This is a genomic window from Pseudomonas izuensis (genome assembly GCF_009861505.1).
Classification (GTDB): Bacteria; Pseudomonadota; Gammaproteobacteria; order Pseudomonadales; family Pseudomonadaceae; genus Aquipseudomonas; species Aquipseudomonas izuensis.
Genome location: NZ_WTFT01000048.1, coordinates 4341 through 30190, shown reverse-complemented (window position 1 = coordinate 30190; position 25850 = coordinate 4341). Strand labels below are relative to the sequence as shown.

At 60.9% G+C, this 25850-nt stretch carries 24 protein-coding genes; 6 read left to right on the top strand and 18 right to left on the bottom strand.

Features of this window, described 5'->3' with window-relative positions; translation table 11 throughout:
* Positions 1-176: 176 nt before the first annotated feature.
* The 10 genes from GPL81_RS28570 to GPL81_RS28525 form a co-directional block, all read right to left on the bottom strand.
* Positions 177-878, bottom strand: a complete 702-nt coding sequence (locus tag GPL81_RS28570; RefSeq protein ID WP_246218998.1) for a GntR family transcriptional regulator — start codon at positions 876-878, stop codon at positions 177-179.
* 83 nt (positions 879-961) lie between these two features.
* Positions 962-1984 carry a proline racemase family protein gene (locus GPL81_RS28565; RefSeq protein ID WP_160109443.1) on the bottom strand — a complete coding sequence of 341 codons (1023 nt, stop codon included), beginning with the start codon at positions 1982-1984 and terminating at the stop codon, positions 962-964.
* Positions 1985-1995: 11 nt separating this feature from the next.
* The gene (locus GPL81_RS28560) at positions 1996-3477 is read right to left on the bottom strand and encodes an aldehyde dehydrogenase family protein (protein WP_160109442.1); all 1482 of its coding nucleotides are present in this window, start codon (positions 3475-3477) and stop codon (positions 1996-1998) included.
* Positions 3474-4772 (bottom strand): NAD(P)/FAD-dependent oxidoreductase, encoded by a 1299-nt coding sequence (locus tag GPL81_RS28555; RefSeq protein WP_160109441.1) that lies wholly within the window; start codon positions 4770-4772, stop codon positions 3474-3476. The genes GPL81_RS28560 and GPL81_RS28555 overlap by 4 nt, the downstream gene beginning before the upstream one ends.
* A complete protein-coding gene (locus GPL81_RS28550; protein WP_160109440.1) occupies positions 4769-5812 on the bottom strand; it encodes a 4-hydroxyproline epimerase in 1044 nt (347 codons plus the stop codon). The genes GPL81_RS28555 and GPL81_RS28550 overlap by 4 nt, the downstream gene beginning before the upstream one ends.
* Before the next feature lie 63 nt (positions 5813-5875).
* Positions 5876-6757, bottom strand: coding sequence for a dihydrodipicolinate synthase family protein (locus GPL81_RS28545; protein ID WP_160109439.1), 882 nt, complete (start codon positions 6755-6757; stop codon positions 5876-5878).
* Positions 6758-6794: 37 nt separating this feature from the next.
* Entirely contained in the window at positions 6795-7460 is a 666-nt protein-coding gene (locus tag GPL81_RS28540) for an amino acid ABC transporter permease (protein ID WP_160109438.1), read from the bottom strand.
* Between the two features lie 10 nt (positions 7461-7470).
* Positions 7471-8142, bottom strand: coding sequence for an amino acid ABC transporter permease (locus GPL81_RS28535; RefSeq protein WP_096512125.1), 672 nt, complete (start codon positions 8140-8142; stop codon positions 7471-7473).
* Positions 8143-8152: 10 nt separating this feature from the next.
* Positions 8153-8974 carry an amino acid ABC transporter ATP-binding protein gene (locus GPL81_RS28530; RefSeq protein WP_128607484.1) on the bottom strand — a complete coding sequence of 274 codons (822 nt, stop codon included), beginning with the start codon at positions 8972-8974 and terminating at the stop codon, positions 8153-8155.
* Positions 8975-9026: 52 nt separating this feature from the next.
* Positions 9027-9869, bottom strand: coding sequence for a transporter substrate-binding domain-containing protein (locus GPL81_RS28525; RefSeq protein ID WP_096515450.1), 843 nt, complete (start codon positions 9867-9869; stop codon positions 9027-9029).
* Positions 9870-10247: 378 nt separating this feature from the next.
* Between GPL81_RS28525 and GPL81_RS28520 the strand changes: the two genes are divergently transcribed.
* On the top strand, positions 10248-11960 hold the full coding sequence (locus GPL81_RS28520) for an amidase (protein ID WP_160109437.1): 1713 nt from the start codon (positions 10248-10250) through the stop codon (positions 11958-11960).
* A gap of 129 nt (positions 11961-12089) precedes the next feature.
* On the opposite strand, the gene GPL81_RS28515 is transcribed toward GPL81_RS28520, so the two are convergent.
* From GPL81_RS28515 to GPL81_RS28485, 7 genes are all read right to left on the bottom strand, one after another.
* A complete protein-coding gene (locus tag GPL81_RS28515; protein ID WP_160109436.1) occupies positions 12090-12980 on the bottom strand; it encodes a SphA family protein in 891 nt (296 codons plus the stop codon).
* 169 nt (positions 12981-13149) lie between these two features.
* A complete protein-coding gene (locus GPL81_RS28510) occupies positions 13150-14211 on the bottom strand; it encodes an NADH:ubiquinone reductase (Na(+)-transporting) subunit F (protein WP_160109435.1) in 1062 nt (353 codons plus the stop codon).
* A gap of 10 nt (positions 14212-14221) precedes the next feature.
* Positions 14222-14581 (bottom strand): phenol hydroxylase subunit P4, encoded by a 360-nt coding sequence (locus tag GPL81_RS28505; RefSeq protein ID WP_096512130.1) that lies wholly within the window; start codon positions 14579-14581, stop codon positions 14222-14224.
* A 147-nt stretch (positions 14582-14728) separates the two neighbouring features.
* Positions 14729-16240 (bottom strand): aromatic/alkene/methane monooxygenase hydroxylase/oxygenase subunit alpha, encoded by a 1512-nt coding sequence (locus GPL81_RS28500; protein ID WP_160109434.1) that lies wholly within the window; start codon positions 16238-16240, stop codon positions 14729-14731.
* A gap of 47 nt (positions 16241-16287) precedes the next feature.
* Positions 16288-16560 carry an MmoB/DmpM family protein gene (locus GPL81_RS28495; protein ID WP_160109433.1) on the bottom strand — a complete coding sequence of 91 codons (273 nt, stop codon included), beginning with the start codon at positions 16558-16560 and terminating at the stop codon, positions 16288-16290.
* Positions 16557-17552 (bottom strand): aromatic/alkene monooxygenase hydroxylase subunit beta, encoded by a 996-nt coding sequence (locus GPL81_RS28490; protein ID WP_160109432.1) that lies wholly within the window; start codon positions 17550-17552, stop codon positions 16557-16559. Before GPL81_RS28490 ends, GPL81_RS28495 begins: the two co-directional genes overlap by 4 nt.
* Before the next feature lie 54 nt (positions 17553-17606).
* A complete protein-coding gene (locus GPL81_RS28485; RefSeq protein ID WP_160109431.1) occupies positions 17607-17861 on the bottom strand; it encodes a phenol hydroxylase subunit in 255 nt (84 codons plus the stop codon).
* A 382-nt stretch (positions 17862-18243) separates the two neighbouring features.
* Here GPL81_RS28485 and GPL81_RS28480 point away from each other — a divergent pair, with 382 nt between their 5' ends.
* On the top strand, positions 18244-19935 hold the full coding sequence (locus GPL81_RS28480) for a sigma-54-dependent Fis family transcriptional regulator (protein WP_160109430.1): 1692 nt from the start codon (positions 18244-18246) through the stop codon (positions 19933-19935).
* A 184-nt stretch (positions 19936-20119) separates the two neighbouring features.
* On the opposite strand, the gene GPL81_RS28475 is transcribed toward GPL81_RS28480, so the two are convergent.
* Positions 20120-21445: an OprD family porin gene (locus tag GPL81_RS28475; RefSeq protein WP_160109429.1), complete on the bottom strand. Its 1326-nt coding sequence runs from the start codon at positions 21443-21445 to the stop codon at positions 20120-20122.
* A gap of 471 nt (positions 21446-21916) precedes the next feature.
* Between GPL81_RS28475 and GPL81_RS28470 the strand changes: the two genes are divergently transcribed.
* The 4 genes from GPL81_RS28470 to GPL81_RS28455 all read left to right on the top strand — a co-directional run bounded on the left by GPL81_RS28470 (position 21917) and on the right by GPL81_RS28455 (position 25703).
* Positions 21917-22579, top strand: coding sequence for a glutathione S-transferase family protein (locus tag GPL81_RS28470; protein ID WP_160109428.1), 663 nt, complete (start codon positions 21917-21919; stop codon positions 22577-22579).
* A gap of 95 nt (positions 22580-22674) precedes the next feature.
* Positions 22675-22950 (top strand): hypothetical protein, encoded by a 276-nt coding sequence (locus GPL81_RS28465; protein ID WP_160109427.1) that lies wholly within the window; start codon positions 22675-22677, stop codon positions 22948-22950.
* Between the two features lie 201 nt (positions 22951-23151).
* Complete coding sequence (locus tag GPL81_RS28460) at positions 23152-24528, top strand: pyridoxal-phosphate dependent enzyme (protein WP_096515452.1); 1377 nt, start codon at positions 23152-23154, stop codon at positions 24526-24528.
* Positions 24525-25703 carry a trans-sulfuration enzyme family protein gene (locus GPL81_RS28455; RefSeq protein WP_160109426.1) on the top strand — a complete coding sequence of 393 codons (1179 nt, stop codon included), beginning with the start codon at positions 24525-24527 and terminating at the stop codon, positions 25701-25703. Before GPL81_RS28460 ends, GPL81_RS28455 begins: the two co-directional genes overlap by 4 nt.
* Positions 25704-25850: the final 147 nt, after the last annotated feature.

The window sequence follows — 25850 nt, the reverse complement described above, 5'->3', positions numbered from 1 at the left end:
CTCGATTCCTGATTCACAACCTGTTTAAGGGGCTGTGTTGGAATGCGCGGAAATTTACCAACTTTTGTTTCGCCTGGGAAGCCCCTTCGATCACATTTTTTCTTTTAAAACAGCGACTTGTTGTGTTCGAAACTGAAAACCGTGGTTAAAGCAGACAATTTCATTATTCGCGTCGCTTAAACAACCGACATTTTTTCGGTGAGGTTTTGCTGCAAATACGCCAGGAAACGGCGCTGGAACAGCATCGTATGCTCGTGCGCCGCCTGCTCGGCTTCGTCTGGCTTGCCGGCCGCGATGGCGTTGACCATTTCATCGTGGTCGCGACCCAGGCGGGTATTGCTCCTGGCGGCGGCGCTGACGATGTAGTCGAAGTGCAAATGCAGCAGGCGCTGGCCTTCACCCAGGAGCTTCTCGTAGTAACTGATGAAGTACGGATTTTTCCCCGCCTCGGCAATCGCCATGTGAAAGGCCTTGTTGGCCTCGGACATGGCCTGGAAATCGCCGGTATCGACCGCTTCGTGATACGCCGCGTCAGCGTCGCGAATGCGCTGCAGGTCTTCATCGGTACGTTGCAGTGCCGCCAGGCGGGTCACTGCGCGCTGGATCAGATCGAGCGCGGAAATGTAGTTGGGGAACTCTTCGATTTCGAAAGGCGTCACCAGGGTCGTGCGGTTAGGCAGGATGGTGACCAGCCCCTCACTGATCAAACGCGCCAGCGCATCGCGCACCGGCGAGCGGGAAAGGCCGAATTGCGCGGCCAACGACACTTCATCCAGCGGCGTGCCGGGCTTGAGCTTGAGCGTCAGAATCTGCTTGCGCAGTTCTTCGTAGATATAGCGACCGCCATGGCGTTTCGCACCACTGGCGACTTCGTGCATGTCTTTGCTCATAGGATCTTGTTCTCAGGGGGACAGGCCAGTCATCCGACCAGCCCGCAACTTTAACATTGGCCCGGGGATAGTTAAAAACCCTCACCCCAGGTATCGCTCAGCATGAAGCCTGCTGCCAGCGGATCATCCGGGTCGACGCCGATCTGGTGCAGCCCGTAAATCCAGGCACGCCCGGTGACTCTCGGCAGTACTGCGGGCTTGCCGCCGACTTCCGTCAGGCCGAGCAGTTCGACGGCGAATTCGCCGCCGATGGTGGATCGCGAAGTGAGCGTGTCCCCCACCGCCACCAGGCCCCGTGCACTGAGGGTTGCCAGGTTGGCTGAACTGCCGGTCCCGCAGGGCGAACGGTCAACCCGCCCCGGAGGTAGCGTGGTACAGGTCTGGTACGTCTTCGCGTCGAGTCGATGACGGAACATTACATAGGCCACCTCGTTGAGTTCCTTGAACAACGGGTGCCTGACATTCACTTGTTCATTGATCAGCCCTTTCAAGCGCACACCCTGCGTTGCCAGTGCGCGGGCGTTCTCGGGGGAGATGCCCAGGCCGATCTGATCAACGTCGACCAAGGCGTAGTAAACGCCGCCGAAAGCGATGTCGGCCTTGATCAAACCGAACTCGGGCGTCTGGATCGACACGTCCAGCTGCTCGACAAAGGACGGAACCATGTCGAGTGAGACACTGCGGCAGCGCCCGTCCTCGCACTGAGCATGTGCCGTCACCAGACCGGCCGGCGTATCCAGCACCACGGTGGTCATGGGTTCTTGCATCGGCACCATGCCCAGTTCCAGCAAGGCCGTCACCACGCAGATGCAATTACTGCCGGACATCGGGTGTGCCTTGTCCGCCTGCAGCACGATGAATCCCGCCTGGGCCTCGGGCCGGGTCGGTGGCAACAGCAGGTTCACCGACATTTGCAGGCAACCACGCGGCTCGAGAATCACCAGCCTTCTGAGGCTATCGTCGACTTCGTTAAGGTAGTTCATCTTGTCGAGCATGGTCTTGCCGGGGATATCGATAACCCCGCCAGTGATGACCTTGCCGATTTCGCCTTCGCAATGCACGTCGGCCATTTGCAGCGTCTTTTTCCAGCGCATGGCGGGTTCCTTTACTTGATGTACCAGCCCCACGGCTGCTCACTGTCATAGCGGGTGATTTGCTTGGTTTCCAGGTAATTGTTCAAGCCCCACTCCCCCAGTTCGCGACCGATACCGCTTTGCTTGTAGCCGCCCCACGGGGCTTCGGTAAAGGTCGGTTGCGAGCAGTTGATCCAGACGATACCCGCGCGCAGCCGGCGGGCGACGCGTTCGGCACGGACCAAATCGCGGGACATCACTGCGGCCGCCAGACCAAAACGCGAGTCGTTGGCACTGCGCAACGCCTGGGCTTCATCGTCGAATGGACGCACGCAAACCACGGGTCCGAAGATCTCCTCGTTCCAGATCCAGCTGTCCTCTGGCACGTCGGCGAAAATCGCCGGCGTCAGGAAATAGCCCTTTTCGCAGTGCGCCGGACGGGTGCCGCCGGTGAGCAGCGTGGCACCCTCCTCCTTGCCGCGGACGATGGCCGCCAGCACCTTGTCATACTGGCCGCGATTGACCAGCGGCCCGAGCAAGACACCCTCGTGCATGCCGTTGCCGATGCTCAGGCGCTGAGTCTGCTCGACCAGCCGCTTGAGCAGCGGCTCATACAAATCCCGCTGGACCAGCACCCTTGAGGTGGCCGAACACACCTCGCCCTGATTCCAGAAAATCCCGAACATGATCCATTCGACCGCCGCTTCGATATCGCTGTCATCGAAGATGATGAACGGGGACTTGCCGCCCAGTTCCAGGCTGATGTTTTTGATATCCCGGGCAGCGGCCTGCATGATCCGCGTGCCGGTCGGAACGCTGCCGGTAAACGCCAGTTTGTCGATACCGGGATGCTCGCTCAGTGGTGCGCCGGCATCGGCACCGAGGCCAGTCACGACATTGAGTACACCGGCCGGCAAACCGGCCTGATGGGCAATGTCCGCCAGTTCCAGAGCAGTCAGCGGCGTCAGCTCCGACGGCTTGAGCACCATGCAGCAGCCGGCGGCCAGGGCCGGGGCAACTTTCCAGGCGGCCATCAGCATGGGGAAATTCCAGGGGATGATCGCCCCGGCGACACCCACCGGCTCTTTGCGAGCGATTGAACTGAAACGCTCGTCGGCCAGCGAAATATTCTGCTCGCGACGACCATCAAGGTCTTCGGCCAGGCCCGCATAAAAGTCAAAGCACCCGGCCGTATCACCGATGTCCCACAGCGCTTCGGGCAGAGGTTTGCCGTTATCCCGCACTTCAAGTTCGGCCAATTCCTCTTGACGTTCGCGAATGCCATTGGCGATGGCCCGCAGAATCGTCGCGCGTTCGGCGCCGGTCATCTGCGGCCACGGGCCGTCATCAAACGCCCGGCGTGCAGCGTTCACTGCCAGTTCAATATCTTCCGAGGTGGCCGCCGCCACCTGGGCGATGACCGATTCGTCGCTCGGATCAAGGGTGTCAAAGGTGCCGCCGAGCTTGGGGCGGACCCACTGGCCGTCGATATAGAGCTGGTCACGGGATTTCATGCATGGCCTCCAACAAGGGCAAAACGCTTGGCGCTAAAAGGGGTGAGGTCCTGGGCGGGTGTGCGCCCGGCGACCATGTCGGTAATGAGGCGTCCGGTGGTGGCGCCCAGGGTCAGGCCGAGCTGACCGTGGCCGAACGCCAGGAACACATTCGAAAAACGGGCGCTGCGGTCGATAACGGGTTTGGTATCGGGCAGAAACGGACGGTAGCCGACGCCGTATTCACTGCTGTCCAGTTGCAGCCGGGGAAGGATCTTGCGGGCCTTTTCCAGAATGATCTCGGCGCGCTTGAAGTTGGGTTCGGCATTCGGGCCGGCGAACTCGATGGTGCCGCCGATCTGCAAGCCACGGGTCATCGGGCTGAAGCAAAAACCGCCGTCGGCATAAATCACCGAGTGACGAAACTCCACGCCCGGATTGGGCAACAGCACCTGGTAGCCGGCAATCCCGGCCAGTGGAACCTGCTCACCGAGCTGCTCGAAAAACTGCCGCGAGCCGGTCCCGGCCGCGATCACCACATGATCGGCGGCGAAGCGCTCACCGTTGGCGAGCGTGACGCCGCTGGCGCGATCGGCCACTTCATCGATCCGTTTGACCTGCCCGCGCACCCTCACCCCGCCCTGCTCGATAAAACTCTGGGTCAGCGCGGCGATAAACCCTTTGGTATCGCTGACCGCGCGCCAGTCCGAAAACAGCAGGCCATGGCTGAATTTGCCGGCCAACGCCGGTTCAAGATCGGCGATGGCGCCAGCGTCCAGCACCTGTGACTTGAAGCCCAGCGCCTTGCGCAGTTCCAGATGCTCACGCTCGTGTTCGATGCCCGAGGGCGTATCGAACACCTCAATGACCGGGCGTTCGCCCATCAGCGTTTTGTCCGGGCAAGCCGCCAGCAAAGGCGCATAGTCGTCATAGACATGGCGTGTGAGGGTCGCCATGTCCTGGGCAATTTCGGCAATCTTCGAATGCCGGGCACAAGCCAGAAAACGCAGGAACCACGGCAATATGCCAGGCAAGGCGCTGGGCCGGAGCGCCAGCGGGCCTTTCTGATCGAGCAGCCAGCCCGGTATTTTTTTCAGGATCCCCGGTTTGGACAGCGGAATGACTTCGCCGACCGCCATCTGCCCGCAACTCCACTTGGCCGTGCTGTCGCCTGCCGCGGCGGGATCGATCAAGGTGACCGCATAGCCTTCCCGTTGCAGATAGAGGGCACAGCAAACGCCAACGATCCCCCCGCCGACCACGACGGCCTTTTCCAGCAGGACGGGGGCTTGTGCAACGGACTGCAGCGGCGTCATAGGGAACTCTCTTGAGCTGAGGCTGGAGCGGCGAAATCTTCCAGACTGAAGCCGTCCCACCAGGGTTGGGTATCGTCGACCATAAACTCCGCGCGCCCGGTAATCCACGCCCGTCCTTCGATACTGGGGCGAATCGCCTGGCGGCCGTCCTCCAATTCAAGCTGCTGCGCCACGCGGCCGATGAAATAACTGCCGATCAGGCTTTCGTGGCGATAGGCCGCGCCTTGCGCCAGCCAGCCGCGAGCAAAGCGCTGGGCGACCCGGGCCGAGCTGCCGGTCCCGCATGGGGAGCGATCGATCAGACTCGCGCCGGCAATCACCACAGCCCTTCCCTGAGACTCGCCCGACAGCGGCGAACCGGTCCACAGGCAATGGTTGACGCCCCTGATCGCCGGGTTTTGCGGATGAACCACCTCCACGGTCCGGTTGATCAGATCCTGTATGTCGCGCCCCCATTCCAGCAGTTGCTGTGGGCTGAAATGCTCGCAACCCGGAAAGTTGGGTTGCACCTCGATAATCGGATAGAAATTGCCGCCGTAGGCAATGTCGACGTTCAACGATCCCAAGGGTGGAAAGTCGAGGGTCAAGTCACGGTGCAACAGGAACGACGGCACGTTGGTGAAACACACCGAACTGACTTTGTCGCCGTTGCGGGTGTAAGTGGCGTGAATCTGTCCCGCCGGTACATCCACCACGACCACACCTGGCACCTTTGGCTCGATCAGGCCGGCCTCCAGCGCAAAGGTAATCGAACCCAGGGTGGCGTGCCCGCACATCGGCAGGCAGCCCGAGGTCTCGATGAACAACAGACTGAAGTCACTGTCCTCGCGCATCGGCGGATAGAAGATCGTGCCCGACATGTGCGAATGACCTCGCGGTTCGAGCATCAGGGTGCGACGGATCCAGTCGTACTGCGCCACGAAATGCGCACGCCGCTCGCTCATGGTTTCGCCTTTGAGCGACGGGGCCCCGGCGATCACCATGCGTACCGGCATACCCTCGGTGTGGCCTTCGATACAGTTGAATACGTGTCGGGTCATCTCATCTCACTCCGTAGCGCCGCATCGACCGGGCGTGGCGACCGATGCGGCAGCCAACCCATATCAGCCCAATGCCAGTTCGAAAGCCTTGCGGAAACCGGCCTTCTCCTCGGTGGTCAGCGGTTGCAGCGGCATCCGTGCATTGCCGGCATCGAAGCCGGCCAACTCACAGCCGTACTTGACCTTCTGAATGAACTTGCCGGACTCCATGTCGGCCAGAACCGGGAACAGCGAGCGCACGATGGCCTGGGCACCGTCCTGATCGCCCGTTGTGTATTTGCTGTAGAAATCACAAACCTGTTGGGTCAGGCAGTTGGCCGGGCCGCAGATCCAGCTGGTCGCGCCCCACAGGAAGAAGTCCAGCGCCTGGTCATCGGACCCGCAGGACAACTGATAGTGGTCCTTGTAGGTGTTGCCGATTTCGATGGCACGCAGCAGGTTGCCGCTGCTTTCCTTGATCGCGATCACGCGTTTGTTGTCCTTGAACGCTTCCAGCACGCCGAAGCCGACTTCAACGTTGGTGCGGACCGGGTAGTTGTACAGCACCACGTTGATGTCCGGTGCCGCGTCGAGAATGGCCTGGTAGTGACCGATCAGCTCATCCTGTGAAGGCAATGCGTAGTAAGGCGGCGCGATCAGCAGGTTGGTGTAGCCCGCATCGCGGGTCTGTTTGACCTGCTCGATCACCTCGCGGGTGCAGGAGCCATTGGCACCGGCAATCAGCACACCACGGTCACCCACCACTTCACGCACGGTGGCCAGAATCTGCCGACGCTCTTCATTGGTCAGCGCGTAGTACTCACCGGTGGACCCCAGCGGCACGAAGCCGGTGACGCCGGCCTTGAGTTGATGCTCGATGATGTTGGAGAGCATGTCGTAATTGACCTTGCCGGCCTTGTCGAACGGTGTGACCAGGGCAGGCAGGATGCCTTTGAGTTGAGTCATTGCAGACACTCCACGGATTTGGATACGAGGGTTGGGGTTAGTACGCATAACGACGCAGCATCCGCGTCTCGACCACGCCGACCAGGCGGGTCAGCGGGAACGCCACGAGGAAATAGATGACAGCCACCGCCGAGAGAAACTCGACCGGGCGGGCCGTGCTGTTGGAGATGTTCTGGCCGACGAACATCAGGTCGGCGATGCCCACCGAGGAAATCAGCGCGCTCTCCTTGAACAGCGAAACCACGTTGGAGAGCAGCGGCGGAATACCCCGCAGCAAGGCCTGGGGAAACACGACGAAAATGGTTTTGTTCCACGAGGCCAGGCCCAACGCAACGCATGCGTCGTGCTGCTCACCCGGAATGGATTTGAGCGCGCCACGGAAGGTCTCGCTGGTGATCGCGGTCATGTACAGGGTCAGCGCCAGCAGCACCGACAGGTAGGGCGGGATATCGACGCCGAACACCACCGGGAAACAGAAAAACACCCAGAACAGCTGAATCAACAACGGCGTGCCGCGAAACAGTTCCACATAGAGCCCGGCCGGTACGCTCAACCAGCGATGGTGGCTTGCACGCAACAGGCTCAAGAAGAACCCGCACACACTGCCCAGGATCGCGCAGCCGGCGGTGAACGCCAGCGTCAGCGCCAGCCCCTGCAACAAGGCTTGCCAGTAAGAAAACACCACGGTGAAATCAAGGTTCATGACAGTCTCCTCAGCGCGCGAGCGCAGCGTCCTGACGTCGTTCCAGCCACTGCACGAACTGGGCGATGGGCAGCGACAGGGCGAAGTAGATGAGCGCGATCAGCGAGTAGGTTTCCAGCGGGCGATAGGCTTCGGTGGCGATGCTTTTGCCGACGTACATCAAGTCCCCTACCGCCACGATCGCCACCAGTGCACTCTGCTGCAGGATCGAGATGCCGTTGGTCATCAGCACCGGCACGGCACTGCGCAACGCCTGGGGAAGAATCACGTAGAGGGTGCGCTGCCAGGGCCTCAGCCCCAGGGCGACGCAGGCATCCAGGTGTTCACGGGGTACGGCCTGAACGCCGGCCCGATAGGCTTCGGCATTGAACGCGGTCAGGTTCAACCCCAGGGCAAGCACGCCCATGGTGATCGGGTCGATGAACACATCGAAGAGCATCGGCACGCAGTAGAAGAACCAGACGATCTGCAACAGCACCGGTGTGCAGCGGAAAAACTCGATGAACAGCTGGGCCGGCCAACGCAGGAAAAACCAGCGGCTCAAGGTCAGCAGACACAGACCAAAACCCAGCACAAGCCCGACGATGTTCGACACCAAAGCCAATTGCAGTGTGACTTTCAGGCCATCCCACAGCAGGCCGAAGTTGCCCTGGAGAAAGTTGAAGTCAAATTGATAGTTCATGAATTGATCCTCAATCCAGGTGCAGCACTTTTTCCAGGAACTCGCGGGTGCGCGGTTCCCTGGGCTGGGTGAACAACTGATCGGGATGGCCTTGCTCGACCACTTTGCCGTTGGCGCAAAACACCACGCGGGTGGCGATATGCCGGGCGAAATGCATGTCGTGGGTGACGATGATCATCGCCATCTTCTGCTCGGCCAGTTGCAGCATCACGTTCTGCACTTCGATGACCATTTCCGGATCGAGCGCCGAGGTGACCTCGTCGAACAGCATCAGCTTGGGTTCGAGCATCAGGGCGCGGGCAATGGCTACACGCTGTTTCTGGCCGCCGGACAGCTGGCTGGGGTAAACGTTGAGTTTGCTTTCCAGGCCCAACCGGGCAAGCAACGCCCTGGCTTTTTCGGTGGCCTGGGTTTTCGACAGGCCATGCACTTTCATCGGAGCCAGGATCAGGTTGCCCAGCACTGACAGGTGCGGAAACAGGGTGTAGTGCTGAAACACCATGCCCACCTGGGTTTGCAGCGAGCAATCCATGGGCTTGCCTTTGCCTCGGGCATTGCCATCGATGTAGGGCTTGCCCTGGAAACGGATGGTGCCGCCCTGAATGCTTTCGAGCCCCATCATTACCCGCAGCAGAGAGCTTTTGCCGCTGCCGCTGGGACCGATGATGACCAGTCGATCGTCGGCGCGCATATCCAGGTCCAGGTGGTCCATCACCACCAGGTTTTCGCCGTAGGATTTGTACACGTCACGCAGCTGAATGAACTCGCCGCAGGGCGTTTCGCGCACGTGCAGAGGCCGTGCCGGCACCGCTGCCAGATTGGAAGCTTTCATTGATCATTCTCCGGGAGCGCGCAGCCCGCCGCGCGCTCGACATCGGCAGGGTTTACTGAGGGGTTTTGTCGGCGTTGGCCAGTTGCGAAGCCTTGTCGACCAGGGCGTCGATCTCGCCGGTCTCGCGTCGCTGGGAGATGTAGATGTTCAGCGTCTGCAAGTCAGCGGGGCTGACATCACGGCGGACACCAAACGCTACGCCCTGCTTGGCCAGCGCGGGTTTGGGCAGCACTTCCTTCGACCATCCGGGGTTCGCTACCGCAAACAGGTGATTGGTGTCGCTGGCATCGACCAGCACGTCGGCGCGCTTGGACATGACCGCCAGCCGAACCTCGTCCATGCCTGGCAGGCGCATGATCTTGCCCTGCTTGATCGATCCGGAAATGGCCTTGTCCTGGGCGGTCCCGGACATGACCGCGAAGGTCACTTCAGGCTTGTCGAAATCGGCGAGGGTGTTGCCCGCATTGGCCAGTTTCGGGTTGTCCTTGTTGATCAGAAACGACACCTGATAGTCCGTGGCTGGCACCGAAAAGCCTACGGCGAGTGCGCGTTCCGGGGTCTGATTAAGCGCCATGGCCATGTCCCATTTGCCACCTTGCAGCCCGGCCACCAGGTTGTCCCAGTTGGTGTCGACGAACTCGACCTTCACCTTCAACACCTTCTCGCCGAAGTCCCGGCACAGGTCCACGAAGTAGCCGCTGTATTCACCAGAGCGGGCATCGCGCATGACGTAAGGCGCGGCAACCGCCGCTCCGCAGCGCAGGACGCCGGCTTTCTGTATGTCTTTCCAGAGTGAAACATCAGCCGCCTGGGCTGGGACCTGAGTGAGCAGCGCGCCAATGGCGGATGCACAAACGAGCATGTTGCGGATGGTGCGAGGAAGGAACCGAGCCATTTTGACCTCTCCGATAATTTCGTTCTTGTAGGCAGGAAGGTACAAATCAACATCTCTGTGCGCTGTCATGTGTGCAGCGCTGTATGCAGATTAGTTTTGAACGAATCGGACTGTCAACACGCTTCGAAAAAAAATATCGGGAAAGTGACCGAGCGGTCGGAGGGGCGCTTTTTCAAGGAAATGCAGGTGACGGTGACGACTTGCCCCGCCTTAGTTAAAAAAAATCAACACCAAGGTTGAAATCCCACTTCTGTCGAGTAAGGCTGTGCAACCAGTAACGTTATGAAAAACCTTTAAAGAGAAGTGAAGCTCCTGTGCTCAAGATCCCCGCCAGGCAAACACTCACCATATTCCCCCTCTACTGCCGGTACTGACCGCATGATCCAAGTCACTGAAGTTTCCATTGCCCAACTGCGCACCGCGCTCGAATCCGGCCAGACCACGGCGGTCGAGCTGGTGCAGGCTTACCTTGCCCGCATCGATGCCTACGATGGCCCCGACACCCCTACCGCGCTCAATGCCGTGGTGGTGCGCAACCCGGAGGCGTTGAAGGAAGCGCAGGCGTCCGATGCCCGTCGCGCCGGGGGTGAAACGCTGGGGCCGCTCGATGGCATTCCCTACACGGCCAAGGACAGTTATCTGGTCAAGGGGTTGACCGCCGCGTCGGGCAGCCCGGCCTTCAAGGATCTGATTGCCTACCGCGATGCGTTCACCATCGAGCGCCTGCGCGCCGCCGGGGCGATCTGTCTGGGCAAGACCAACATGCCACCGATGGCCAATGGCGGTATGCAGCGCGGGGTCTATGGCCGTGCCGAGAGCCCGTACAACGCTGGCTACCTCACCGCCCCGTTCGCCTCGGGTTCATCGAACGGCGCCGGCACCGCCACCGCCGCCAGTTTCGCCGCTTTCGGCCTGGCCGAGGAAACCTGGTCGAGCGGTCGTGGCCCGGCGTCGAACAACGGCTTGTGCGCCTACACGCCTTCGCGCGGGGTGATCTCGGTGCGCGGCAACTGGCCGCTGACGCCGACCATGGACGTGGTCGTGCCGTTCGCCCGGACCATGGCGGACCTGCTCGAAGTGCTCGATGTGGTAGTGGCTGAAGATACCGATACCCGTGGCGACCTGTGGCGCCTGCAACCCTGGGTGCCGATTCCGAGCGTGGCCTCGGTACGCCCTGCTTCCTATCTGGAGCTTGCGGCAAAAGCCGATTCGCTTGCCGGCAAGCGCTTCGGCATTCCGAAAATGTACATCAACGCCGACCCTGAAGCGGGCACCAGCGAAGCACCCGGTATCGGTGGCCCGACCGGGCAACGTATCAACACCCGTCCTTCAGTGATCGGTCTTTGGGAGCAAGCCCGCAAGGCCCTCGAAGCCGCCGGTGCCGAAGTGCTCGAAGTCGATTTCCCGCTGGTGTCCAATTGCGAAGGCGATCGTCCTGGCGCGCCGACCGTGTTCAATCGCGGGATCGTGTCCAAGGAGTTCCTGCACCATGAGCTGTGGGACCTGACGGCCTGGGCCTTCGATGATTTCCTGCAAGCCAACGGCGACCCGAAATTGAACCGCCTGGTGGACGTCGACGGCCCGCAGATTTTCCCCCATGACCCTGGAACGCTGCCCAACCGCGAGGGCGACCTGGCCGCCGGGATGGACGAGTACGTGAAGATGGCCGAGCGCGGCATCACGCCGTGGGACCAGATCAGCACGGTGCCTGACGGTTTGCGCGGGCTTGAGCAGACCCGCAAGATCGATCTCGAGGACTGGATGGATCGGCTGGGCCTGGATGCGGTGTTGTTCCCGACAGTCGCCGACGTTGGCCCGGCGGATGCCGATGTCAATCCGGTGTCCGCGGACATCGCCTGGAGCAACGGTATCTGGGTGGCCAACGGCAACCTCGCGATCCGTCATCTGGGCGTTCCGACCGTCACGGTGCCAATGGGTGTCATGCCGGATATCGGCATGCCGGTCGGCCTGACCTTTGCCGGCCGAGCCTATGACGACTCGGCACTGCTGCGTTTTGCCGCGGCATTCGAATCGACCGGGAGCAAGCGCCTGATCCCACCGCGTACCCCGCCACTGCCAACCGCTAAATAAACTGTAGGAGCGAGCCTGCTCGCGATGAGGGCCTGTCAGGCAACGTTGATGTTGAACGTGCCGGCCTCATCGCGAGCAGGCTCGCTCCTACAGGGTTTTGCAGTGATCACAAGATCGTGGGCCGCAATCTCAAAACGGTACGGTCAATTTCATCCAATAGGCATTGCCCTGCGCGCGGTTGCGCACTTCCGTTTCCTGCTCCCATTTCCCCGTGACGAACCATCCCGCCTTGCTGGTGTATTTGATCGAAGGCCCGATGGCCAGCGCACGCCCCTTGTTGTTTTCAATCGTCTCGCCGTTCTGGCGGTCGTCGGTGGTCTGTCGGTAGTAGTAGCCGCCAACGCCCAATACCCAGCCGTTACCCAGGCCCCAGCCGACGGCATAGTCGACATGAAATTCCTGGCCCGAACGGTAGTCGGTCGCCGGATTTTCGCGGTTGAAGTCGTACATGATCTTGGCATCGAGGTTGAGCCCGTCCGGGTCGATGTACGACATCGCGTAGACCGGTTCGATCACCCAGTAATTGCGCCCGGTGTTGGCCAGGTCGCCACGGTCGTAGCGACCGGTCGGGGCGATCATGTCCAGGGCGAGAATGCTGTGGAATTTTTCGCTGTGGTGAAAGCCCAGCGCCGGACCGAAGATCACGTCGCCCAGGCCTTGTTTGCTTTGTGACTGGCCATTGAGTTCAACCTTGAGATCTACCAGCGGCACGATGGCGTGCAACGCCACGCTGGCACCGAACAGGGTGTAGTCGCTGACCCAGATCAGCCGCGGGGTGACGGCGTTGGCACGCACGCGAAAATCCACCGGGAGTTTGCGGCCATCGTTGCCGCGCAGGTTGTCGGCTTCATAGTGAGTGACGAACAGTTGCCCGTAGAAACCCGGTGGCGGCATCGCCCCGGACATGTAGTTTTCCGCCCCCAGCGGGTAGGAAGTACCGCCGCCTTCGGTGGCATGGGCCACCAGAGGCAAGGCGGTCAAAGCAGCGGTCACGATCAGTTGTTTTGTGGTGCGAGTCATGCAGTTCAACCTTTTTTGTTGTTATCGGTTGGGCACACCCATTACCTGTAGGAGCGAGCCTGCTCGCGATTGCGGTTCGACAGTCAACGAAAGTGTTGAATGTGATGCCCTCATCGCGAGCAGGCTCGCTCCTACAGTGGGTTTGTGGTGGTCTGGGAGTTGTAAGTACTCAGATGCGCTTGAAAAGCGCGGAACGCTGGGTCGACTCGCCCCCATCAGCGGCGCTGTAGAAGCGTTCCATGAAGATGTCGCGCTCGAACAAGCGCCCTTGCATCAGGCAGGTGATGGCCGAGTCGATCATCACCGGCGGCCCACACAGGTAGGCCTTGCGACTGCTGAAACGGCCGTCGAAATACTGCTTGGCCGCGTCATGTACATAGCCCTTGAAGCCGGTCCATTCGGTATCTTCCACCGCCTGGCTGAGCGCCGGCACGTAGGTGAAGTTGGCGTGATCCCGGGCCAGTGCCTCGAACAGCTCGCGGTTGTACAGTTCGGCGCGATTGCGCGCCCCCTGGAACAACACGATCTGCCGACTGTCCCCCGCTTCCAGCAGGTCGAGAATCATTGACTGCGGGCTCGACAAACCCGAACCGCCGGCGATGAAAATCAGGTCACCGCTTTGCGAGCCACGGACGAAAAACTGCCCGTAGGGTCCGGACAGATCCACTGCATCGCCGACCTTCAACTCGTCATGAATCATGCCGGTGGCCAGCCCACCTTCGACCCGCCGTACATGCAGTTCGACTTCATCGGCACGGCTCGGCGGATTGGCCAGCGAGAAGGCCCGCGTACCTTCGATGCCGGGCAATTGCAGGTTGATGTATTGCCCTGCCTGAAAGGCCATGGGCCGATCAAGCTTGAGGTGCACGCCCTTGACGGTCGGCGACAAGTCAACCAGCGCGCTGACCACCGCGCGATAGTCCTCGACCGGATGCCCGAGGAAATCCGGGTCGGCATCAATGTCGGCTTCGATCACCATGTCGCTTTGCGGGATCGCGCAGCACGCCAATACCTTGCCTTCATCACGTTCCATGTCCATCAACGCAAAGGACGACGCCGCGCCCAGGTCCGCTTCCCCTTCCAGCACCTGGACCTTGCAGGTGGCGCAGGTGCCATGGCCGCAGGCAAACGGCAGCCAGACGCCCTGGCGCAACGCGGCCTGGAGAATGGTCTGCCCTTCTTCGACTTCGATCTGTTCGCCAGTGGGTTCGATGGTGACTTGGTAACTCATGGCCGTGTCCTCAGTTGAAGCTGCCGGCAATGCCGTTCAAGCCTGGGGTGTTGAGGTGCAGCAGGCTCTTGTGGTCGATGCCATTGGCAATCAGGCTCGCTGCGTTGTCCGGGGTGAGCGGCCGGTCGTTGAGGCGCCACAGCGCCTGGCTGAAATCGACCCGCGCCGCATCCGGGTGTTGGGCAATCGAGGGCTTGACCACCTGCTCGATGAAGTCGCCGAACGGCATCGCCGGTGGCAGTGGAAAGGTAAAGGGTGCGCAGAACATCAGGTGTTTTTCCCAGCACAGGTACACCAGTTGCAGGCCGTGGAAGTTTTCCTGGCGGTCCAGGGGTTGGGCGTTGTAGGCGCCGATGGCTGTCACGGGCATGATCGTTTTCCTTATTTTTTGTCGGTTGAACTGTAGGAGCGAGCTTGCTCGCGATGGTCGACAACGATGACGCGGGACACCTGAATGCACGCGTTGTCCTGACGTTTTTCGCGAGCAGGCTCGCTCCTACAGTGGTTCTTGGTTGGGTCAGCCGGCCTTGGCCGGGTGCCAGTCCTGCCAGCGTCGATGCTCGGTGGAGTCCAGGTATTCGAAGTTGTCCTGGCCGGGGTTGATGTTGTAGTAGTCGCGCACCACCGACTCGACATCGCCGCCACCGCAGTTGCCCTGCAGGATCTGGTGCACCGGCAGCCAGGCCTGGATGTATTTGGTCGGCTCGTATTCGAAGATGTCGCAGCAACCCTGGGAGCAGAAGTGATAGCGCTCGCCTTCGTGCTCGGCGCTGCGATGGCTGAGGGTCGTCGGGTCGTCCGGCTCGCCGAACGACAGCGGGATCTGGCAAATCTGGCAGAGCATCGGCAGCGTCGGGTTGTAGAAGCGCTCGCCCTTCTCTTGCAGCGCACGCCAGTGTTCAAAGCGTGGGCGGTAGATTTTGTCGAAGGTGTCCGGATACTTGGAAGACAACCAATCCAGCTCTTCGTCAGTGGGCATCCAGGTATGGAAGTTGGTCGCCTGGCTGTACTGGTAGAAGATCGACCAGGCCTGATGACTGACGTGGTCCTTACCGATGTTCGCCTCTTCGACGTGCTTGGGCGGGCGGATGCCGTAGCGTTCCAGGTCCTTGAACAGCGCCCCGCCCGCCTCTTCGAAGTAAACGCCCCAGGCTTCGGACCAGGACATGACTTTGTTGGGCAGCATGTAGTCCATCATCATCCCCACCAGCGTCAGCAGGCGGTAGCCGCGCCAGAACCACTTATCGATCCAGCGCTGGATGATCGGCACGTTGTCTTCGTGCTGCTCCAGCAGGAACTTGATCACTTCCAGGCCCAGGGTCATGTGCCGGGCTTCGTCGGACTGCGCGGAGAAGCCGAAGGTGACGGTGGCCATGTCGCCGTTGAACGCCGCGCCCGACATGAAGGGCACGAATAGCAAGTTGGTCAGCACGTATTCGAACGAAAACGAAATCGCCGTCAGGAATTCGAACGGGCCCGCCGTCCGTGCATCCTCGAAGAACGACTTGGGCACCGAGAGGAACCACACGCGGTCGTGCATATGGGCGAAATCATGCAGGCCATTGAAGTGCTTGTTGTAGTGACTCATGGCATGGATCTGGGTCTGCACGTGGCGCAGTTCGTCGATGGCCTGCATCTGGCAGGCGATACGCGCACCGGCGCCGCTGAACTGCCGACCGACCCTCGCGAAGCCCTGATAGGCCTGGTATTCCAGCGGCGTGACACCCGACAGAAACAGCTTCAGCGCGTTGACATAACGAGCGTCCGACAGCGTGGTATGGCCGTTGTTTTGCGAGAACGCATCGAAGATCGCGTAGAGCTTTTTCTCTTTCTCGGCCTGGTATTTCCAGTAAGTGTCCATGGTCAGGCGAAACGGGTCTTCCCACTTGTCCCAGTCGGTGATCTTGATCCCTTCGAAGCGCTCATGAGGGTAGATGTCTTCGTGGGTCTGGTAGCTGGGTTCCCAGTCCAGGTCACGGGTTATGCAGCGATATTTTTCTTTCGCATTGAGGCGTTTTTTCACGGCCATGATGGTGCTCCCGAATTCTTGTTATGGATCAGTGGCGGCAAGCTCGATCAGTTGTTCCAGTACAGGGAAAAGCTGTCGTCCTCTTCCACGACATTGCCGCCCAGGGTGATCACGTACATCAGCATTTCCTGGATGTCCCAGGGGCTGCCGGTGAGCTGTTCCACCGTGTCGCGACGGATATCCAGGCGGCCTTCGGCCTCGATGCGGATCATCGAGGGCTGGTGCTGGATCTCGGCGTGGGGGTTGTCCTGCACGATGGCGTCGACGATCGATCGGGCGTAGTCGGTGTCCTGCAGGTTCATGTAGACGAGGGAAGTCATGATTGGGCTCCTGAGAGGCCGATTTTTTTCAGGCGAGCGCTAAATTCGCTGCACACCGCATCGAGTGCCGATACATCCAGACCCAAGCCAGCCAGCGGTTGCAGTGCCTCCACCGAGCGCAGGCTCCAGTGATCGATCCAACCCTGCACGAGCGTCTTGTTGGCCGCACTTTCGTTGACCACAGTCTTGAGCAGGCCATCGACCCAGCGCTGGCTTTCGGCGAACCACCGGCGCATGAATTCGGTGAGCATGCCGACCTGGCCGGCGCCATTGGCCGACAGTTGCTCGTCGAGTTTGTGGAATAGCAGCGGGTACACCAGACCGTCGCTGACCAGGTTCTGCGCCACGGTCAGTTCGAACCAGTCGCGAACCACCAGGGTGTCCTCGACGTAGCGGCGCATGCCCTGCCACGCCGGATCGTTGAGCCACTGCTGCTTGGCCTGGGTCAGCAGCAACACGTCGCCGTCATCGAGCATCAGACCGATCCGCGACAGGTACTGGGCGATGCCCAAACGGTCCATGGCCTGGAACATGTGCATCTGCGTGACGCTGGTGCCGAAGCCATCGGCGGCGATGTTGCTGTTGTTCATGTTGGCGCCCATCTCGGCGTGACGCAGCGGCAACAGCAGCTTGCTGATCAACTGGACATTGGTGCTGGACAGGCCGGCGAGCATGTCGCGCTTTTCGCAGAAGGCGTAATCGTGCTCGGCGTTTTCCTGCATCTTCGCCCGGGCCTGGACGTAGGCGCCGTAGTAGTACTGGCGCGGGTCGCTGACCGCGTACCAGTCGGCCATGACCACCGCGGTGCGGGTGGCATCGTTGAGCAGCTTGTCCGGCTGCCACAGCGGCCGGTAGTGGAAATTGGTCGCCGACTCCAGGTCGAAACTGGCTTCCTGATAACGGCTGGCGACCTTGTCGCCAAACCGGCGACGGGTGTGGCTGAAGGTGTTGCGGATCGTCTCGACGGTGGTCGTCTTGATCTCGACACTCATGGAGTGGACTCCTGTGGTTATTGTTCTTTAGGGATGTCTCGGGATAGGGTCGGCTCAGTCCGCGTCGCGGGTTTCGCCGTAGCGCCACTTGCGCGCATCGGCGTCGAGGGCCGCGGACATCTGCGTGTCCATGTGCTGCACCCGGTTGTTTTCGCAGAACAGGCGGAACGCCTGGCGCGGCAGCACCAGCTCGACGAAGAGGTCGGGAAAGCCGATGGCGAAATCGAATTCGACGAAGGTGTCTTCAGGGCCGCTGCGCACGCGGATGTAGCGCGGCATCTGATCGAAAGTGCTGGCGGGTGAGTTCATGCTCGGGTACTCCCTTGTTATGTTCGGGGTACGGAGCAACAAGGGTGCCAGCGCTGAAAACTCGTCTTAAATTAATTTTTTTGCCTTTAAATACAAATAGTTATGACACTCAATCGTCGTACACTGGCGATCAAGACTCGTTGAAGAGCCCGTCCACCGAGCCGTCAAATTGATCATTTGCTCAATCATCCGCGGTGCCTTCGATCAAATGAACCAATCACGTGGCGATTGACTTTTCACTCGCTTTCAGGCCGCTTAGAAAAAGAGAAACCGACCTGCCTTGCCTGAAAAATACCGGTCGCTATCGATGCGTAAAAAAACCGCCATGGCCTGAGCGGAGCGCGTCACCACCCCAATAACTACAACCCCAGGGGCGCAGTGAATGATCACCACGTACAAGGCTTCCCAGCTCCCGCCACCGCTCAAGGACCTGAGCGATCAGGTTCGCTTTCACGGGCGTGAGGGAAAAATCTGGCTGGACGAACAGCGCATGTTGTTGATCCAGGTGTCGATGATGGCGTCGTGCAGACGCGAGCTGATCGAAATGCTCGGCGTCGAACGCGCCAAGGGATTTTTTCTGCGCCTGGGCTATCAGTCCGGGCTCAAGGACGCCGAGCTGGCGCGCAAGTTGCGACCCCACGGCAGCGATATCGAAATGTTCTTTACCGGCCCGCAATTGCACTCGCTCAAGGGCATGGTCAACGTTCGCCCGCAGGCAATCGACATCGACCTGGAGAATGGCCAGTTCTATGCGGACATCGAATGGCAAGACTCCTTCGAAGTGGAAAACTGCCAGAGCGAAAACCTGCACTCCGAGCAGCCGGTGTGCTGGATGCTGCTCGGTTATGCCATCAGCTACAGCTCGTTTTTCCTCGGTCGGCAGATCATCTACAAAGAGGTCAGCTGCCGCGGTTGCGGTGACGCCCAGTGCCGGATCATCGGCAAACCGGCCGAGCAATGGGACGATGCCGAGGAGATCATGCGTTACTTCCAAAGCGATCCGATCATCGATGAACTGCAAGCGTTGCAGGTGCAAGTGGCGAACATGCGCCAGCGCTTGCAGATCGAGGCAGGCAAGTTTTATGGCATCGGCCAGTCGGCGATCTATCGCCGCACCTGTTCACTGATCGACAAGGTGGCCCTGGGCAAGGCGTCGGTGTTACTGCTGGGCGAAACCGGCGTGGGCAAGGAAGTCATCGCCCGCAGCCTGCACTTGCGCAGCGAGCGCGCCGGCGGGCCGTTCATCGCGCTGAACTGCGCCGCGATCCCGCCGGACCTGATCGAGGCCGAGCTGTTCGGCGTGGAGAAAGGCGCCTACACCGGCGCCCAGCAGTCGCGCATGGGCCGCTTCGAACGAGCCAATGGCGGTACGCTGTTTCTCGATGAAATCGTCGAATTGAGCCCACGGGCGCAGGCCACTTTGCTGCGGGTGTTGCAGGAGCAGGAACTGGAACGGGTCGGTGACTCGCAGACCCGCAAGGTCGATGTACGTGTCATCACCGCCACCCATGAGGACCTCGAAAGTGCGGTCAAGCAAGGGCGTTTTCGGGCTGACCTGTTCTATCGCCTGAACGTGTTTCCGGTGCGTATCCCGGCCTTGCGTGACCGTCGCGAAGACATCCCGCTGTTGATCGAACACTTCCTGGAAAAACTCCACGCCAGCTACAAGAAAAAGACCCTGGGCCTGTCTGACCGGGCCTTGCAGATGTGCCTTCAGTACGACTGGCCCGGCAACATCCGCGAGCTGGAAAACCTGATGGAACGGGGCGTGATCATTACCGATGAGAACCAGAGCATCACCGTCGATGCCCTCTTCCCGCACTCGCCGCAACTGGCCGAAAGCATAGGCCTGGCCAGTGACGGTCGGCTGGTCAAGGCCACTGCGCCCCCCGGCCAGGACTGGATCGACAAGATCATCGACAGCGGTATTGCGCTGGACTCGGTGGAGGACGCACTGATTCACGCGGCCATGGAACGCAGCCAGCAAAACGTCTCGGAAGCGGCACGCTTGCTGGGCCTGACGCGTCCGGCGCTGGCCTATCGCCTGAAAAAAACACCCGCGGACAAGGGTTGATCCGTCGCACAAAACCGGACATACGCGACCTCCTGTAGGAGCTGGCTTGTCGGGTCGCCGCATCGCAGCGAAGACGGCGGCACAGTCAACATCAATATCGACTGACAATACGCTTTCGCTGGCAAGCCAGCTCCTACAGGGGGGGGGCGTACACCCGCGCAAGCCGGGCCGCTTTGCGGACGGATTACATCAACGGAATCGCGTAGTTGATGATGAAGCGGCTCTGATCGACATCACGGCCCGCGTCAGTGTTTGACTGGCCGTTGCGCAACGAGAAGCCGATGTTTTTGAACGTGCCCGACTGAATCACGTAGTCCAGGGTCATGTCGCGTTCCCACTCCGATTGATCCCCGGCATCTTGCGTCTTGATGCCGGTCCCCTTCAGATACACGATCGACGCTTTCAGCCCCGGCACGCCCAGCGCCACGAAGTCGTAGGTGTACTGACCGAAACCGGTCTGCTCGCCGGCGCGGGTAAAGCTCTGGATCATGCGGTCGGTGGGCAGGTAGACACTGCCGCCACCGGCGCCTTTGTCCGGCAGGCTGCCCTGGTTCGGCTGCACGAAGTTGCTGCCGTCCCCTACCCGCTGATACCCCAACGCCACCGCGTGGCCGCCATTGGCATAAGTGATCATCGCGGCCCAGGTGCTGTTGTCGATTTCACCGTCGTCGTCCCGGGTATAACCCGACACCCGATAACCCTGCGCCCGGCCCGCGGCCGAGCTGTTGGCACCGCTCGACGTGGTGCGGAAGTAGCGCAGGTCGGTGGTGATCGAACTGCCGTCGTCGAACGGCAGGAGGTGGGTCAGCCCGAAGAAGTTCTGGTTATAGAAATCCTCCAGCTGCGCGACGTAATACTGGGCCTTGAGGGTTTTGGTGACCTCGTAGTCGCCACCGGCGAAGGAGAATTTGTTGCTGTCCCGAGTGGCGCCGGCGACCGACAGACCGGTGCGATCCGTCGAGGCACGTCCCACGGCGTGCTCCAGCAAACCGCCGGTCAGGGTCAAGCCATCGATGTCTTTCGAGGTGATCTGGGTGCCGATGAATGACTGAGGCAATACACGGGCATCGTTGGAGATCAGAATCGGCAGTTTTGGCAGCAGCGTGCCGTAGCGCAACTCGGTTTTGCTGATGCGCATCTTTGCCGTCGGGCCAAAGCTGCTCCAGGTGTCGGCAGCACCGTCACCGTCGGTCGGGATCATGCCGCTGCCGACGTGGCGCCCCGTTCCGCTGTCGAGCGTCACCCCGAGCAGGGCCTGGGCATCGAGGCCGAAACCGACTGGGCCCTGGGTGAAACCAGACTCGTAGCGCAGCACGAAACCCTGGGCGGTTTCTTCGGTTTTAGAAGGGGCAGCACTGCCGTCGCGGTTGTCGCTGTTGAAATACAGGGTTCGCATCGACAGCGTGGCCTTGCTGTCTTCGAGAAAACCATGGGCGTTGGTGTCTGCGGCCTGGACGCACATCGAGCCGGTGGCAAGGAGAATGGCGGCGGGGATTGCTCGGTTGTACATACGGGGCTCCTGGGTGTTTTCTTATCGTTATTGGGGTGTTTCGTTGCCAATTCGGACGCGCAAGATGACGCGCCCGATGGGTGAGCATGGGCTTCAGGCTTTCGAGTTTTTTAGCGGCTGACACACGGATGGATTGGGCGTACGCATCCCCGTGTAGGAGCTGGCTTGCCAGCGAATGCGGTGGGTCAGACCCTATATTTATTGACTGAACGGACGTCTTCGCTGGCAAGCCAGCTCCTACAGGTCAAGCGTTGGTGAAACTCTTAAAACATTTCGAGACGTAATTATCAAACAAGGTGAAAGTAGTTTTCGTGGAGGGATAAGGCCTGTCGTACACAGGCACGGCCACACGTCGTATCTGAAAATCCACCCCACCGGTTTTCATTAATGTCCCCGGCCCGCATCGAACCTCGCGCCCTGTCGAGTGATGGTCGATACTGCTTTTTCACTTCCGTACCGAGGAGACGCAAGATGGCCCTGACTCTGTACTACCACCCTCTTTCATCGTTCTGTCACAAAGTGCTGATCGCGCTCTACGAACACGACATCGAATTCGAAAAGCGCCTCATCGACCTCTCAAGCCCGACCGACCGGGCAGAGCTCGAAGCGCTGTGGCCACTCATTAAATTCCCGGTGATCCGCGACCACGCCCGGCAGCGAGACGTGCCGGAATCAAGTGTCATCATCGAGTACCTGGACCGTTTGTATGGCGGCCAACATCCGTTGATTCCCGAGGATTGGGACACTGCGTTGCAGGTACGGCTGTGGGATCGTTTTTTCGACCAATACATCCAGGGGCCGCTGCAACAGATCGTCGCCGATCGCCTGTACGCCACCCACGGCGACCTGACCAAACAACAGGCCACCCTGCGGACCGCCTACGGCATGCTCGAACGCCAGTTGTCGCAAAACACCTGGGTGGCCAGCCCTGGCTTCAGCCTGGCCGATTGCTCTGCCGCCCCGGCCCTGTTCTATGCCAGCACCCTCGTGCCGCTTCCCGACGACTGCCCGCACTTGAATGCCTATTTCGAGCGTTTGATCCAACGACCTTCGTTCCAGCGGGTCATCGACGAAGCCAGGCCGTGGTTTTCTTTTTATCCGTTTGCCGAGGCCCTGCCAGAACGGTTTCGCTAGCCGTCGCACACCGTCATCAAAGCTGGCCCGCGCCTTGCTTTGGCTGATTTCGCCCAAGGGTAAACACCCACCTTGGCGCAATCGCGGAGGCACTCATGGCGGGGGAAACAACGCTGGCGGTATGGATGGCTGTGCTCGCAGCCATCGTGATCGTCATGGTGGCGGTCTGCGTGGCCGCCGCGGCGGCGCGGGTCTTGGCGGCCGCCATCGGCCTTGCGCAAAGGAGCATGCCGCACATCCAGCCTCTGGCAACATTGGCCCTCACTCCGAACCAGGTATTGATCATGGCGACCCTGCAAACCGGGAGCCTGGCGACGGTCACAGAGCTGATGCAACAGGTCAATCTGCTGATGATCACGGCCACGCTCTAGGCACTTGGTTCAGCGGCAACACTCCCCATAAAGCCAACCAATCACAGGGAATTTCCCCAATGTCGGGGGTACCTTCGCCCGGCCGGTTGCGCGTATGACGATCCGGGCCTATGGTCCAGACGAAGCATTGCCGCGATCGGCGCGATGACTCGCCGCCGATCGCTGGCCATTCATCGTGGATCCATGCAGCGAGGTGACGCCATGCCGAACGACTCCCGCCCTGCCGTGCTCGAACTCATCGGCAACACGCCGCTGGTGCGTGTCAGCCGTTTCGATACCGGTCCCTGTACCCTGTTTCTCAAGCTCGAATCACAGAATCCCGGCGGTTCGATCAAGGACCGCATTGGTCTGGCGATGATCGATGCCGCCGAGCGTGATGGCCGTCTCAAGCCCGGTGGCACCATCGTCGAAGCCACTGCCGGCAACACCGGCCTGGGCCTGGCCCTGGTCGGCCGTGCCAAGGGTTACCGGGTGGTACTGGTGGTGCCGGACAAGATGTCCACCGAGAAGGTGCTGCACCTCAAGGCGATGGGCGCCGAAGTGCACATCACCCGCTCCGATGTCGGCAAGGGTCACCCCGACTACTATCAAGACGTTGCCGCACGGCTGGCCGAGGAAATTCCCGACGCCTTCTTCGCCGATCAGTTCAACAACCCGGCCAACCCGCTGGCCCACGAATACAGCACGGCGCCCGAGATCTGGGCGCAGACCCAGCACGACGTCGATGCCATCGTCGTTGGCGTCGGCTCGGCCGGTACCCTGACCGGGCTGACCCGGTTCTTCAATCGCGTGCAGCCAGACCTGGAAATGGTCCTGGCCGACCCCGTCGGTTCGGTGATGGCCGAATACAGCCGCAGCGGCACCCTCGGCACACCCGGTTCCTGGGCCGTGGAAGGCATTGGCGAAGACTTCATTCCGTCGATTGCCGACCTGTCCAGCGTGCGTCATGCCTACTCGATCAGCGACGAGGAAAGCTTCGATCACGCCCGCCAACTGCTGCGTGCCGAAGGCATCCTCGGCGGTTCTTCGACCGGCACCCTGCTCGCGGCGGCACTGCGTTATTGCCGTGAACAGACCGAGCCGAAACGGGTGGTCAGCTTCGTCTGCGACACCGGCACCCGCTACCTGTCGAAGGTCTACAACGATCAGTGGATGTCCGATCAGGGCCTGCTGCAGAGCAAACACTACGGCGACCTGCGCGACCTGATCGCGCGGCGCTTCGAGGATGGCCGAGTAATCAGCGTGGGGCCCGATGACACTCTGCTCACCGCGTTCCAGCGCATGCGCCTGGCGGATGTCTCGCAATTGCCGGTGCTGGTGGGTGGCAAGCAACTGGTCGGGGTGATCGATGAGTCCGACATTCTGTTGAACGTGCAGAACGGCGACGCGCACTTTCGCATGACCGTGACCAGCGCCATGACCGACAAACTGCAAACCCTGGCTCCCGACGCCAGCCGGGCGCAACTGCAAGAAGTGCTCGACCGCGGGCTGGTGGCAATCATCGCCGACGCCTCGGGTTTCCACGGCCTGATCACCCGGGTCGACATGCTCAATCACTTACGGAGAACCCTTGCATGACTCAGCACGATAAAAACGCCGCGCCACGCGGATTTGCCACCCGGGTGATCCACGCCGGACAAACGCCGGACCCCACCACCGGGGCGCTGATGCCACCGATCTATGCCAACTCCACTTATCTGCAAGACAGTCCCGGCGTGCACAAAGGCTTCGACTACGGGCGCTCGCACAACCCGACACGTTTTGCACTGGAACGCTGTGTGGCGGATCTCGAAGGCGGCACCCGGGGCTTCGCCTTCGCCTCCGGGCTGGCGACGATCTCTGCCGTACTTGAACTGCTCGATGCCGGGTCGCACATTGTCTCCGGCAACGATTTGTATGGCGGGACGTTCCGCCTGTTCGACAAGGTGCGCCAACGCAGTGCCGGACACCGTTTCAGCTATGTCGACCTGACCGTACCGGGCGCCTTCGAAGCGGCGTTGCAGGATGACACGCGCATGGTGATGGTCGAGACACCGAGCAATCCCCTGCTGCGCCTCACCGACCTGGCCGCCATCGCCCGCACCTGCCGTGACCGCGGCATCATCTGCGTGGCCGACAACACCTTTGCCAGCCCCTGGATTCAGCGTCCGCTGGAGCTGGGTTTCGACATCGTGCTGCACTCGACGACCAAGTACCTCAATGGCCACTCTGACGTGATCGGCGGCATCGCCGTGGTCGGGCAGGACGCCGAACTGGCCGAGCGCCTGGGCTTCCTGCAGAACGCGGTGGGGGCCATCGCCGGACCGTTCGACGCTTTCCTCACCCTGCGCGGCGTGAAGACTTTGGCGCTGCGCATGGAACGCCACTGCAGCAACGCAATGGAACTGGCGCAATGGCTGGAACGGCAACCGCAGGTGGCACGGGTCTACTACCCCGGCCTGCCCTCGCACCCGCAGCACGAACTGGCGCGCAAGCAAATGCGCGGCTTCGGCGGGATGATCTCCCTGGACCTGAACACCGACCTCGCCGGCTCGAAACGCTTCCTTGAAAACGTGCAGATCTTCGCCCTGGCCGAGAGCCTGGGCGGCGTGGAAAGCCTGATCGAACACCCGGCCATCATGACCCACGCCACCATCCCCGCCGCCACCCGCGCCCAACTGGGTATCGGCGATGCGCTGGTACGGTTGTCCGTGGGAGTCGAGGATGTCGAAGACCTGCGGGCGGACCTGGCTCAGGCACTGGCGCGGATTTAACCGAGGTCTGCTCTGTAGGAGCTGGCTTGCCAGCGAAAGCGGCGGCACAGCCGATATTGACGCTCGCTGTGCCGCCGTCTTCGCTGGCAAGCCAGCTCCTACAGGAGTACGCGTACCCGCCCCTCAATCAGGTCGGCTGTCAGGCCG

What these genes read in the sequence shown, in the direction of transcription:
- GPL81_RS28525 (WP_096515450.1), bottom strand. Translation starts at nt 9,869, where the DNA reads ATGGCTCGGTTCCTTCCTCGCACCATCCGCAACATGCTCGTTTGTGCA.
- GPL81_RS28490 (WP_160109432.1), bottom strand. Translation starts at nt 17,552, where the DNA reads ATGAGTGTCGAGATCAAGACGACCACCGTCGAGACGATCCGCAACACC.
- GPL81_RS28505 (WP_096512130.1), bottom strand. Translation starts at nt 14,581, where the DNA reads ATGCCCGTGACAGCCATCGGCGCCTACAACGCCCAACCCCTGGACCGC.
- GPL81_RS28495 (WP_160109433.1), bottom strand. Translation starts at nt 16,560, where the DNA reads ATGACTTCCCTCGTCTACATGAACCTGCAGGACACCGACTACGCCCGA.
- GPL81_RS28510 (WP_160109435.1), bottom strand. Translation starts at nt 14,211, where the DNA reads ATGAGTTACCAAGTCACCATCGAACCCACTGGCGAACAGATCGAAGTC.
- GPL81_RS28560 (WP_160109442.1), bottom strand. Translation starts at nt 3,477, where the DNA reads ATGAAATCCCGTGACCAGCTCTATATCGACGGCCAGTGGGTCCGCCCC.
- GPL81_RS28570 (WP_246218998.1), bottom strand. Translation starts at nt 878, where the DNA reads ATGCACGAAGTCGCCAGTGGTGCGAAACGCCATGGCGGTCGCTATATC.
- GPL81_RS28480 (WP_160109430.1), top strand. Translation starts at nt 18,244, where the DNA reads ATGATCACCACGTACAAGGCTTCCCAGCTCCCGCCACCGCTCAAGGAC.
- GPL81_RS28535 (WP_096512125.1), bottom strand. Translation starts at nt 8,142, where the DNA reads ATGAACTATCAATTTGACTTCAACTTTCTCCAGGGCAACTTCGGCCTG.
- GPL81_RS28540 (WP_160109438.1), bottom strand. Translation starts at nt 7,460, where the DNA reads ATGAACCTTGATTTCACCGTGGTGTTTTCTTACTGGCAAGCCTTGTTG.
- GPL81_RS28465 (WP_160109427.1), top strand. Translation starts at nt 22,675, where the DNA reads ATGGCGGGGGAAACAACGCTGGCGGTATGGATGGCTGTGCTCGCAGCC.
- GPL81_RS28520 (WP_160109437.1), top strand. Translation starts at nt 10,248, where the DNA reads ATGATCCAAGTCACTGAAGTTTCCATTGCCCAACTGCGCACCGCGCTC.
- GPL81_RS28545 (WP_160109439.1), bottom strand. Translation starts at nt 6,757, where the DNA reads ATGACTCAACTCAAAGGCATCCTGCCTGCCCTGGTCACACCGTTCGAC.
- GPL81_RS28530 (WP_128607484.1), bottom strand. Translation starts at nt 8,974, where the DNA reads ATGAAAGCTTCCAATCTGGCAGCGGTGCCGGCACGGCCTCTGCACGTG.
- GPL81_RS28565 (WP_160109443.1), bottom strand. Translation starts at nt 1,984, where the DNA reads ATGCGCTGGAAAAAGACGCTGCAAATGGCCGACGTGCATTGCGAAGGC.
- GPL81_RS28485 (WP_160109431.1), bottom strand. Translation starts at nt 17,861, where the DNA reads ATGAACTCACCCGCCAGCACTTTCGATCAGATGCCGCGCTACATCCGC.
- GPL81_RS28550 (WP_160109440.1), bottom strand. Translation starts at nt 5,812, where the DNA reads ATGACCCGACACGTATTCAACTGTATCGAAGGCCACACCGAGGGTATG.
- GPL81_RS28555 (WP_160109441.1), bottom strand. Translation starts at nt 4,772, where the DNA reads ATGACGCCGCTGCAGTCCGTTGCACAAGCCCCCGTCCTGCTGGAAAAG.
- GPL81_RS28500 (WP_160109434.1), bottom strand. Translation starts at nt 16,240, where the DNA reads ATGGCCGTGAAAAAACGCCTCAATGCGAAAGAAAAATATCGCTGCATA.
- GPL81_RS28460 (WP_096515452.1), top strand. Translation starts at nt 23,152, where the DNA reads ATGCCGAACGACTCCCGCCCTGCCGTGCTCGAACTCATCGGCAACACG.
- GPL81_RS28475 (WP_160109429.1), bottom strand. Translation starts at nt 21,445, where the DNA reads ATGTACAACCGAGCAATCCCCGCCGCCATTCTCCTTGCCACCGGCTCG.
- GPL81_RS28455 (WP_160109426.1), top strand. Translation starts at nt 24,525, where the DNA reads ATGACTCAGCACGATAAAAACGCCGCGCCACGCGGATTTGCCACCCGG.
- GPL81_RS28515 (WP_160109436.1), bottom strand. Translation starts at nt 12,980, where the DNA reads ATGACTCGCACCACAAAACAACTGATCGTGACCGCTGCTTTGACCGCC.
- GPL81_RS28470 (WP_160109428.1), top strand. Translation starts at nt 21,917, where the DNA reads ATGGCCCTGACTCTGTACTACCACCCTCTTTCATCGTTCTGTCACAAA.